Annotated in this window: 11 protein-coding genes; 2 read left to right on the top strand and 9 right to left on the bottom strand. The window is 59.9% G+C overall.

Annotation, left to right across the window (positions count from 1 at the left end):
- The first annotated feature begins 4 nt into the window (after positions 1-4).
- Both AB433_RS21870 and AB433_RS20690 read left to right on the top strand, forming a co-directional pair.
- Positions 5-448 (top strand): hypothetical protein, encoded by a 444-nt coding sequence (locus tag AB433_RS21870; RefSeq protein ID WP_483772913.1) that lies wholly within the window; start codon positions 5-7, stop codon positions 446-448.
- Positions 449-462: 14 nt separating this feature from the next.
- On the top strand, positions 463-687 hold the full coding sequence (locus AB433_RS20690) for a hypothetical protein (RefSeq protein ID WP_156170874.1): 225 nt from the start codon (positions 463-465) through the stop codon (positions 685-687).
- Positions 688-1,013: 326 nt separating this feature from the next.
- Here the strand turns inward: AB433_RS20690 and AB433_RS17225 are convergent, their stop codons facing one another.
- From AB433_RS17225 to AB433_RS17180, 9 genes are all read right to left on the bottom strand, one after another.
- Positions 1,014-2,366, bottom strand: coding sequence for an MBL fold metallo-hydrolase (locus tag AB433_RS17225; protein ID WP_047822776.1), 1,353 nt, complete (start codon positions 2,364-2,366; stop codon positions 1,014-1,016).
- Positions 2,367-2,437: 71 nt separating this feature from the next.
- Positions 2,438-3,142 (bottom strand): NAD(P)-dependent oxidoreductase, encoded by a 705-nt coding sequence (locus tag AB433_RS17220; protein WP_046904122.1) that lies wholly within the window; start codon positions 3,140-3,142, stop codon positions 2,438-2,440.
- A 93-nt stretch (positions 3,143-3,235) separates the two neighbouring features.
- On the bottom strand, positions 3,236-3,724 hold the full coding sequence (locus AB433_RS17215) for a DUF6692 family protein (RefSeq protein ID WP_047822773.1): 489 nt from the start codon (positions 3,722-3,724) through the stop codon (positions 3,236-3,238).
- The gene (locus AB433_RS17210; protein WP_047822772.1) at positions 3,721-4,248 is read right to left on the bottom strand and encodes a DUF305 domain-containing protein; all 528 of its coding nucleotides are present in this window, start codon (positions 4,246-4,248) and stop codon (positions 3,721-3,723) included. Before AB433_RS17210 ends, AB433_RS17215 begins: the two co-directional genes overlap by 4 nt.
- On the bottom strand, positions 4,245-4,658 hold the full coding sequence (locus AB433_RS17205) for an ion channel (RefSeq protein ID WP_047822771.1): 414 nt from the start codon (positions 4,656-4,658) through the stop codon (positions 4,245-4,247). Before AB433_RS17205 ends, AB433_RS17210 begins: the two co-directional genes overlap by 4 nt.
- Positions 4,655-5,398: a glutaredoxin family protein gene (locus AB433_RS17200; RefSeq protein ID WP_047822768.1), complete on the bottom strand. Its 744-nt coding sequence runs from the start codon at positions 5,396-5,398 to the stop codon at positions 4,655-4,657. Before AB433_RS17200 ends, AB433_RS17205 begins: the two co-directional genes overlap by 4 nt.
- Before the next feature lie 295 nt (positions 5,399-5,693).
- Positions 5,694-7,067, bottom strand: a complete 1,374-nt coding sequence (locus tag AB433_RS17190; RefSeq protein WP_047822764.1) for an APC family permease — start codon at positions 7,065-7,067, stop codon at positions 5,694-5,696.
- 118 nt (positions 7,068-7,185) lie between these two features.
- Positions 7,186-9,399: a copper-transporting P-type ATPase gene (locus AB433_RS17185; RefSeq protein ID WP_047822762.1), complete on the bottom strand. Its 2,214-nt coding sequence runs from the start codon at positions 9,397-9,399 to the stop codon at positions 7,186-7,188.
- Between the two features lie 146 nt (positions 9,400-9,545).
- Positions 9,546-10,385, bottom strand: a complete 840-nt coding sequence (locus tag AB433_RS17180) for an AlbA family DNA-binding domain-containing protein (RefSeq protein ID WP_224199587.1) — start codon at positions 10,383-10,385, stop codon at positions 9,546-9,548.

The raw sequence follows: 10,385 nt of genomic DNA, 5'->3' as shown, positions 1-10,385 counted from the left end.
TTGGTTGCTCAATGCCAACAGCAATCTGCGTTGGAAGCTGGCGATCAAACTCGATCGCCACAGGCCCGGTAATTGGCAGGTTTGCAATCCCGCCACGCAAGATAGGATCGGGCAGCTCATCTGCGGCATCCGAGACATCTCGCGTCCCATCGATACGCAATTGCGCGGCCTGGAGCAGCGGCTGATCCTCGCGCGCTGCCCGCAAGGCTTCTTCATAGCCAACCGGCTGCGCGAGTACGACCTGCGCCTGCATCAGCGCGGCGGCAAGGATACCGCCTATGGACCATTTCATGGGAATTTCTCACTCGATTTGCGTGCCGAGGTCCGGCGGCAATGGCGGTGCATTGCAGCGTCAAGACCACGCATTCAGAAGGCGCAATTCGCCTTCAGGTTATGCAATCAAGTCAGATTCGTGGAGGGGGGTAATCGGGCGCAGAAGCGCGACTGAGCAGAGGTGAAGTAATGTTCGACAAATACACAGGGCCGTCGGAAAACGGCTTAACAACATGCGAAGGCGCATCGCTCCCCACCCAAACGGGAGAAACCGCGTTGGTTGCAAGCAAACAATCAGCCGACATGCCTTCACACGGTGCGTCAGTATTGCCGTTATGGCTGTGCATTGGTTCATCGCCCTCAGAGTGGTGCATCATTTCAGCACAATCGGAAGCGAGCATCTTCTCCGATTGAGGCGTTGGCATGGCCTGCACGGGTGATTGGATCACGAAACCAATGCAAAGCATTGTCAGCAAAAAGGAACGCAATCGAGCCATCGTCGAGAGCCTAGAGACTTTGCGGCTTATCGACAAGGATGCATGTACCTGCGGACAGAGGCGCAACCATTGCCTTGGTGATATGCGATTTTCTAGCCTGAGCCGGTCTCGGCCGACAATCGACTGTATTACGACCAATGCACCCTGTGCGTGCCAAGCCTGAGACTTTGGAAGATCACGGCTCGCCGGCAGCGGAGCTTCGGGGAAATATGGGATTGAAAGAAACATGAACGCGGTGATCGTCTACGAGCTTTGCTGCTTCCAAGCGCCCATGGAGCCGAGATAGATGTCGAGGCGCTTGAAGCCCTGGCTCGCCAGCCAGCCTGCGGCAACGCTCGCCCGCATGCCGCTCGCGCACATCAGCGTGTAGTGTCGGTTGCGGTCGAGCTCTTTCCATCGCGTGTTGAGCTCGCCAACATAGATATGTTCTGAGCCGTCGATGCTTGCTTCCTGTCGTTCGTCCGCGTCGCGCACGTCGAGCAAAGTCCATTCACGGCTGTCCTGATTGAGCCTGCGCGCGATTTCCTCGGTGCCGATCATGGGAATGTTGCGCATCGCTTTGCCCTGAGCAGCGGCCGGAACCACGCCGACATAGCCGCCGACAACATTATCGAGACCGATGCGCACCAGATGGGCCGTGGCGTGGGCTAGCTGGTCTTCCTGGGAAGCGACGAGCGCGATCCTGTCGCCTTCACCGAGGAACCATCCGGCAAAGGCCGGTATCATTCCCACCGGAAGGCACATGGCACCCGGCAGATGGCCGGCAGCGTAGGCGAGCGGCTCGCGCACATCGACCAGGTGATCAGCGCCGCTCTTGCTAAGGTCTTCCAGCCCCAGACGCCTTGGCCGCATAATCCGCGGCGCGGCATCGGACCCTTCGAGGTTGAGCCGCTCCATCAGCCGGAAATAGGGCGGCTGGTAGTGGTGTTCTGCCACCTTCGCCTTGATGAACTCGTCGCGGTCGGAGATGCGCAGTCGCGGGTTGTTGCATCGCTCGTGGCCGATTGTCGAGAATTCCCGGTCCGCCATTCCCGACCCGCAGACCGAGCCCGCACCATGCGCCGGGTAGATAATCGCCTGATCGCCGAGGCCGCAAAGTTTCTGCAGGGAATCGAACAAAAGGCCCGCGACTTCTTCCTTGCGCTCGGGATAGAAGTCGGTGCGCCCGACATCGCCGACGAACAGCGCATCGCCGGTAAAGACGCCGACCGGTCCCTCGCAATATTCGCTGTCATGGATGACGAAAGCGAGATGATCGTCGGTGTGTCCAGGTGTTTCAAGCACCTCGATCCGCAATTGACCCAGCTCGAAACAATCGCCCTCGCGTGCGGTATTGGCAAAAACGATCTCGCCTGCCGCGTTGGGCCCGTGATAGACCGTGGCTCCTGTCAAATCGGCCAAAATCGGCGAGCCGCTGAGCAGATCCTCATTGCGATGGGTTTCGAAGATATGCGTGATCTCCAGCCCTTCGGCCCGGGCCTTTTCGACATAGACCTCGCAGTCCCGGCGCGGATCGATGACCGCCGCCTGCCCGCCCGAGCCGATGATATACGAGAGGTGCGAGAGACCGGGGGTTTTGATCTTCTCCAGAAACATACGACTTCCTTGTCTGTTGCTCAAAACTTGTAACGTGCGGGCCCGTCACAAGTCGAAAAATGATACGCCGTTTAATCGATACCGAGTTCGGCCTTGATGGCGGCAGGACTTTCGAACTGTTCGGCTTCGGGCCTGCCGATGGCAGGTTTTGCGTTGATCCAGATGTCTTCGCACACGAAGTCGAGGAGGCTTGCCGCGAGATCTGCATGACGGCATCGGAAACAGCCTTCTGCCAAGCGTTCGTCCGAAATGACGGCATCGCCGGTGTAAGGCTCATCCAGGAGCCAGCCCGGTCGTGCGGCCGTCCATTTGATGCCTTGGGCGTCGCTGAGCATCGCTTCCATGGCGCGCATCTGCTCGAGTATATTGAACAATGCAGGCTTGGCGGTGAGCTCAAACCACGCCGGAACGCTCGACTGATGTTCGACGAAGGCAGCGGAGATCACGGCAATGCGGTCGATCTTCGCTTGTGCCATCGCCCCGAGCAGGTTGCGCGTGCCATCGGAATAGAGCGGCGGTGGATCGATCGCATTGCCCGGACCGAAAGCGACACCGAGCGTCGAGATAACCGCGCGGCAGCCATCGAGATCGCCCGCGAAATCATCCGACAGCACATCGCATTCGATATATTCGAAGTCGCCCACCCGCTCGTCTGGCCCGGGCACGGTGTGTTCGAAGGCGCGGATCGGTATGTCCCGCGCAAGGGCACGCCGCAATAGCTCGGTGCCGGTCTTCCCGCCTGCACCGAAGACAGCGATGGGCCTCGTATCGGTCATCTGCTTGTTCCTGTTAAGACAGGTGTGGGCGACGAACGGAGGAGCTGCGGGCGCACGGGGTAGCCAACGGCCCGCCCATGCGCCCTGCCAGTATCAGGCTCCGCCTGCCGGACAGGTGGTATATCCCCAGAACCCGAACTCGTCCTTCATCCGGGGTCCGACGACGATCATCTCCTGCATTTGCAGACCCGCATCGCCTTCATCATCCAGCATGCGGGTCCTGATCCGAAGCTCGCCATTCGAATAGCTGCCGGGGCCATCGGCGGTGACGGGGATCAATTTGCCATTGATCTTGATCGCACCGCCCCCGTCGCCGTCATATACAAACGAGGGAAAGGCTACTTCGGTCAGACGAAACTGGCAGGCCTGTCCTGCGCCCAGAGCAGCAAGGTCCGCGTCATTCATAGTCCCGGGAAGCATGAGGCCCGGGTCAACATTTGCCAGTGCACTGGCCGCGTCCTCGATCGGCGCGGCAGTGGCAGGCGGGTCGAGCTGGGCTTCGCGGTCGTTGCCCGGAGCGGTGTTCGAATTGCAGGCGGCGAGCGGCAGCGCGATGAGCGCCGTTAAAGCTATCTTGTTCATGGCTGCATCTCCTCGGGCAGGCGTTCTTCGGTCCGAGGACCGTTCTGCTCGATATCGTCTATGAGATATTTCATCTCGGCGATCTCGCGGCGCTGGGCGACGATGATTGCCTTGGCGAGTTCGCGAACGCGCGGATCCTTGAGGCTGGCCCGTTCGCTGGTCATGATCGCGATCGAGTGGTGCGGGATCATCGCTGCCATATATTCGGTGTCGTCGACGGTGGTCTGGCTGCGTACCAGCCAAAGTGCGAGCGCGAACACAAAGGCGCCGACGCCCAGAATGATAAAATTCTTGGTCCGGTCCTTGTACATGCCCCACATGAAGAGGAGCATGACGACCATCATCATCGCGCCCATGACAAACATCATCCAGAAGCGCGTTTCACTCCAGAAGACATCGTCAATGGTGAAGGTGTTGGCATACATCAGGAAGAACATGATGACGGTCGAAGTCGATACCATGGCCATGAACCGCCAGTAGTTGCCGCCCCCTCCCTTGTCCGAGTGGGTCGTCTTTTCGGTCATGCTTCTTCTCCTTTGTGCATCATGGTCCAGAATAGCTGCGCCGAGCAGCTGATGAGAGCGAAGCCGGTGAGGGCCTCGACGCCGGCGAGAACCCGCAGGTGCTCGGTTGGGAAAATGTCCGCCAAACCAAGCGTCGTCACGTTGATCAGAGAAAAATAGAAATAGTCCATCGCGGTCATCGCGCCGGCCTGCCGGAAGCCGCCCAGACCCAGCTCCTCGCCGATCCAGAAGCCGGCGGCGAAGAACGCCGCTACGGTCAGATGCGAGAAAAGAACGAGCAGCGCGATGCCCAGCTTGTGCAGAAGGCTGCAGTTTTGCTCGAGCAGCGTATGGCCCGCATTCAGTATGACGAGGTGCGAGCCCACCGATATCAGGAACAGCGAGGTCGCCAGGATTAAACCGAGGATCATGTAAAGACCTTGAGACCCATCCAGAGCCCCATCCCCATCATGAACAGGTTCTCTGTCAGCGAGACGAAACCGAGCGGGACGTTGCTGCTACCTCCGACGCAAGCGCATTTGAGCTCACGCTTGTCGATGTAGACAGCCTTGAAGACGCTGACAGCGCCGACGGTGCCGATGAATAATGCCAGCGGGGCAGAAAGCCAGGTCAGTGCGCCCGCGGTCATGAGAATGCCGGCAGCGGCTTCGCCGAACGGATAGACGAAGCCATAGGGCACCCAGCGCCGTGCGAGTAGATCGTAGTTGAGGAACATGGTCGAGAAACTGCGCACGTCCTGAAGCTTCTGGACGGCGAGCAAGGTCATCGAGAGGCTGACGAACCACTCCGCGGCCCGAACGGTGAAGAGGTCGTCAAAAAACGCCCAGCTCAGCCCGAGCGCGAGCAGCAGCGCGACCGCGAAAATCGCAATGACAGGCTGATAGCTGGTTTCGCCTTCCTCGGGCTGCGAGCGGCTTTTGCCGAAGAACTCGCGGACATCGTCATAGCCGCCAATGCGCTTGCCTTCCATAAAGGTCTGCGGCGTGGTCTCGACGTCGTGCTTGTCCTTGAACGCGTCGGTTTCCTCCCTGCTGGTCAGGTGATGATCGTCGACCTCGAAGCCTTGCCGCTTGAGAAGATCGACCGTTTTGATGCCATAGGGACAGACATGATCCTCCATCACCATCCGGTAAACACTCGCAGTTTTCATGCCTTTACAGCCCCTTGTTCACACGCACAGCCTGGGGCTGCTTGTTCAATTCCAATGTTCGTTTCGCGTTTTCGTTTCATCGTTCTTCGAAAGAGAAACGATGTTTGTCGCAATCGCCGACATTCCTCCCGCGAATCTCTTTCTGCCGGTCGATCGCGCGGCCTGGTACGGACAAGATGGACAAACTTCCGGTATTCCGATTGCAGCCGAATGAATAAAGACGGGCGCGGCGGCGCGAAATTACGGCGCCGCCTCAAAAATATTTATCTGAGCTGCCAAACAGCCAATGTTGCGCTCAAGGACGGTCGTGATCGCCGCTCCCGCTCTCGACCTTGTTTTCAATAGAATCTGTGTTCGTCTCCCTGCGCTGGCCGGACAGAAATATCCATTCCGCCACGAACACGGCCGCGATTCCGATCACCGCATAGGCAACCACGGCCGGATCGCTCTTGAGTTTGGCGGCCGTAAATGCGGCGAGCACAACGGCGTCGGCCGCCAGCGCGGTGAGCAGGACGGAAGCGCGGGCGCCGATCTTTTTGCGAAGACTGCGAAACACGCCCCAATGGACGAGCATGTCCATGACAAGGTAGAAGAAGGCGCCGAGCGAGGCGATGCGGGAAAGGTCGAACAGGACCGCCAGTGTGCCGGCTATGACGACCGTATAGACCAGCATGTGGCTACGGATGCCGCCCTTCATTCCGAAATGGCTGTGGGGGATCATCTTCATCTCGGTCAGCATTGTCAGCATCCGCGAGACGGCGAACACGCTCGCAATGACCCCCGACGTAGTCGCCGAGATGGCAATCGCTACGGTGAAATAGAACCCGAGATCTCCCAATGCGGGGCGCGCTGCCGCGGCCAGGGAATAGTCACGCGCCTGAACGATCTCGCCGATGCTGAGACTGGAGCCAACGGCCAAGGCGACGAGCAGATAAACCACGATGCACACGGCAATCGAGATCATGATTGTGCGACCGACATTCTTGTGCGGATCGACGATTTCTCCGCCACTGTTGGTGATGGTTGTAAACCCCTTGAATGCAAGGATCGAGAAGGCCACCGAAGCGAGCAATGCTTCGCCGTTCGACAAGGAAGCAGGCTCGGTAAAGGCGCCTGCGAACAGTCCGCTGGCCCAGATCGCCGCAACTGCGAACACCGCTATCCCGCCAACCTTTATCGCCGACATAACGAGCGAAAACCCGCTTACCGATCTATTGCCCGCGGCGTTGACCAGATAGGCGAAAACGATGAGTCCCAGCGCCAAGCCCGATATCAGCAATGCGTTTTCTTCGAGCCCAAACGGACGCAGCGCATAGGTCGCGAAGGTTCGCGCCACCAGGCTCTCATTGATAACCATCGACATGGCCATCAGCACTGATGCGGAGGCCGCGACGACACCCGGACCATAGGCCTTTTGCAGGATCATCGCGATGCCACCCGACGATGGCCAGGCATTCGACATCTTGATGTAGCTGTATGATGCGAGCGCGGTGATGAGCGCGCCTGCGACGAAGGAGAGGGGGAAGAGAGGGCCGGCAAGCTCCGCGATCTGACCGGTGAGCGCAAAAATGCCGGCTCCGATCATGACTCCGGTCCCCATGGCAACGCCGCCAAGCAGGGTGATGCTGCCCTTGTTCAGGCTGTCTTCGTGCGCCGAATGGGTATCCATGCGGTTATCCTTTCTTTGGCTTGCATCGCAGATACATCTTCCGCCCGCGACCGCGCCTGCCGTAGCGTGCAGGCACTCGGGCAGAATTTAGGGATGGTGTCTGTCGATTGCTGGATGTTCACAGCTTCGCGCTACGAAGCCTGAGCGAGTTCAGGACCACCGATATGGAGGACGCACTCATCGCGAAGGCGGCGAACATCGGCCCAATCAGGATGCCGAAGAAAGGATACAGGACACCGGCCGCGACGGGCACGCCCGACGCGTTGTAGATCAGTGCGAAAAACAGATTTTGCCGAATATTGCGCATCGTAGCCCGGGCAAGCTTGCGGGCCCGGACGATCCCGTCGAGATTGCCTTTGACGAGCGTGATCCCCGCACTTTCGATCGCGACGTCCGCGCCGGTTCCCATCGCAATGCCGACATCGGCCTGGGCCAGCGCCGGAGCGTCATTGACCCCGTCGCCGGCCATCGCCACCTTTGCACCGCCTTCTTGCAATTCGCGGATGAGCCGCGCCTTGTCCTCGGGAAGCACGCCCGCGCGGATGTCGTCGATACCGAGCCGGGCGGCAACCGCCTGCGCAGTCCGTTCATTGTCGCCCGTCGCCATGATGATTGTAAGGCCGAGCTTGTGGAGGTCCGCGATGGCCGCTGGAGTGGTTTCCTTGACCGGGTCGGCAACGCTGATGAGGCCGGCAATTTTGCCCGCAACGATCACGAACATGACGGTTTCGCCTTCGTCGCGGCGCGCATTCGCCTTTTCGCTGAGCGCGGCACCTTCCAAACCAAGGTCTGTCAGGAGCGCGAGGTTGCCAAGCGCGACGCGTTTACCGGAGACCGTGCCCATGACGCCTTTGCCGGTTACGGCCTCGAACTCGCTGGCGGTTTCCATCGCGACGCCGCGTTCTTCGGCGCCGCGGACGATCGCTTCTGCGAGCGGGTGCTCAGAGCCGCGTTCGAGCGACGCCGCCAGGCTCAGCACCTCGATTTCATCGTGACCCTCCTCGGGCATGACCGCGACGAGCCGTGGGCGCCCCTCGGTCAGCGTACCCGTCTTGTCGACGATCAGCGTGTCGATTTTCTCGAACCGCTCGAGCGCTTCGGCATTCTTGATCAAAACGCCCGCTTGAGCCCCTCTTCCTGTCGCGGTCATGATCGACATCGGCGTCGCCAGACCGAGAGCGCAGGGGCAGGCGATGATCAGTACCGCAACTGCAGCAATGAGGGCATAGGCAAGCGCTGGTGCGGGGCCCCAGATCGCCCAGGCGATGAAGGCGAGCACGGCTATGCCGATAACCGCGGGGACGAACATGCCGGCCACCTTGTCGGCGTACTTCTGGATCGGCGCGCGCGAGCGCTGTGCGGCCGCAACCATTTCCACGATCTGCGCGAGCATGGTGTCTGATCCGACACGTTTCGCTTCGATCACCAGGCTGCCTGTTCCGTTGATCGTTGCCCCGGTCACGGCGTCGCCCTCGACCTTTTCGACCGGGACTGGTTCACCGGTGATCATGCTTTCGTCGATCGACGAGCGGCCTTTGAGCACTACACCGTCAACGGGCACCTTGTCGCCTGGGCGGACCCGCAATTGGTCGCCAACAGCCACGTGCTCAAGGGGGATTTCTTCTTCAGTGCCGTCTGCCCTGATGACGCGCGCGGTTTTGGCTGCAAGATCAAGGAGAGCGCGAATGGCCTTACCGGTGCCTTCACGCGCGCGCAGCTCCATGACTTGGCCGAGGAGCACAAGCGTGACGATTACGGCCGCAGCTTCGAAATAGACGCCGACATGCCCCTCCGGATCGCGAAAGCCGTCGGGGAAGATGTCCGGCGCCAGGACGGCGACGACACTGAATATCCATGCGGCGAGAACGCCCATGCCGATGAGCGAGAACATGTTGAGGTTCCAGGTGCGGAACGAATTCCAGCCTCGTTCGAGAAATGGCCATCCGCTCCACAACACGACCGGGGTGCCGAGCACCAGTTCAATCCACAAGGTGGTCCGCTCGCCGAATATTTCGCGCACGCCCGGCCAGCCCACATAGGGGCCCATCGTGAGAACAAGCAGCGGCAAGGTGAGGATGGCGCCGACCCAGAAACGCCTCGCGAAGTCGACGAGCTCCGGGTTCGGTCCGTCATCGACCATGGCCGCGGATTCGAGTTCGAGTCCCATGCCGCAGATCGGGCACGACCCCATCTTCGGCTGCCGGACCTGCGGGTGCATGGGGCACGTATAAACCGGTCCGTCATAACCAGCGGGAACGAGATCGTAGCGCCCATCATCGCCAGCAACGGCCTCGCCGTGGCCGCTATGGCTGCAATTAGAATGGTCCATCATAGTCTCCCTGGATCTGGCCAAAGGTGTGCCAACGTTCCGCCGACAAGGCCGAACCGAGCTGACAGGCGGCGTGCGCCACTGAAAGTGACAGCGTGAAACGGGGAACGAGGTCAACCCGACCTGCCGATTTATGGCAGAGGATCATTTCAAGCCTGCCGCGCATGCTGTTTCCCGCGCTGTGACAGGTGAGCGTGCGCTTCGCGCACATCCAACTCTCGTGTGCTGTTGCCGGCGCGGAGCATGAAGCGTGCCACACCATTGTCGAGAAAATAGATCGGCTCGAAGCTCTTTTCAGCGATGACCCGGCAAATGGTTCGGCCATCGAGATCATGAAAATAGCAATGAACCAAGGCGCAGGCATTACCGCCCAGGCCTGATCGTATCGCGTCCATCAGCACGCGCTCGAACCCGTCCCTATTGGGGTGTTTGAGAGTCTTCAGATCCGCTTCGATTCCCAAGATCTGTCCGTTATCGTCGATGCCGATGAGCAGCGTACCGCCATCATTGTTGAGAAATCCGGCAATCGTCCTGACCACGACCTGCTGAAGGCTGCGATTTGCGCGCTGCTGGCGCGTATCCCAGCGCAGCGATGATTTGAATTCCAGCTGCGCACCCTCGCCGCGAGCGATAAGCAGCGGCAACTCTTCGGCCAGTTGGTGCTCCAAAGTGCGGATTGTCTGGCGATCGGCCATCAGCCGCAGATGATAAAGACCAAAAGCCAGGCCGATTGCGCCGCCGATCACCGCGAAAACCAGGCTCATGGGCAGCATTTCGATTTCAAATGCCGCGCCCAGTCGATCGACCGCCAGGCCCAACTGCTCAGCAAATGGCACGCTCGCCGCTCCTGCCCCTCCGGACCCGTAAACGAGCGCCGTGAGCGGATGAAGGATTAAGACGCCCAGCACTGCCCCGATAACCGTATGCAGGGCCGGATCGCTTTTCTTGCTGAAAGACGAACCGGAAGAGGGAAAGCTGTACTTTGTCAT

The organism is Croceicoccus naphthovorans, from assembly GCF_001028705.1.
GTDB classification, from domain to species: domain Bacteria; phylum Pseudomonadota; class Alphaproteobacteria; order Sphingomonadales; family Sphingomonadaceae; genus Croceicoccus; species Croceicoccus naphthovorans.
This window is presented reverse-complemented; position numbering and strand designations above follow the sequence as displayed.

What these genes read in the sequence shown, in the direction of transcription:
- AB433_RS17205 (WP_047822771.1), bottom strand. Translation starts at nt 4,658, where the DNA reads ATGATCCTCGGTTTAATCCTGGCGACCTCGCTGTTCCTGATATCGGTG.
- AB433_RS17200 (WP_047822768.1), bottom strand. Translation starts at nt 5,398, where the DNA reads ATGAAAACTGCGAGTGTTTACCGGATGGTGATGGAGGATCATGTCTGT.
- AB433_RS17220 (WP_046904122.1), bottom strand. Translation starts at nt 3,142, where the DNA reads ATGACCGATACGAGGCCCATCGCTGTCTTCGGTGCAGGCGGGAAGACC.
- AB433_RS17180 (WP_224199587.1), bottom strand. Translation starts at nt 10,385, where the DNA reads ATGACAAAGTACAGCTTTCCCTCTTCCGGTTCGTCTTTCAGCAAGAAA.
- AB433_RS17190 (WP_047822764.1), bottom strand. Translation starts at nt 7,067, where the DNA reads ATGGATACCCATTCGGCGCACGAAGACAGCCTGAACAAGGGCAGCATC.
- AB433_RS17210 (WP_047822772.1), bottom strand. Translation starts at nt 4,248, where the DNA reads ATGACCGAAAAGACGACCCACTCGGACAAGGGAGGGGGCGGCAACTAC.
- AB433_RS20690 (WP_156170874.1), top strand. Translation starts at nt 463, where the DNA reads ATGTTCGACAAATACACAGGGCCGTCGGAAAACGGCTTAACAACATGC.
- AB433_RS17215 (WP_047822773.1), bottom strand. Translation starts at nt 3,724, where the DNA reads ATGAACAAGATAGCTTTAACGGCGCTCATCGCGCTGCCGCTCGCCGCC.
- AB433_RS17225 (WP_047822776.1), bottom strand. Translation starts at nt 2,366, where the DNA reads ATGTTTCTGGAGAAGATCAAAACCCCCGGTCTCTCGCACCTCTCGTAT.
- AB433_RS17185 (WP_047822762.1), bottom strand. Translation starts at nt 9,399, where the DNA reads ATGATGGACCATTCTAATTGCAGCCATAGCGGCCACGGCGAGGCCGTT.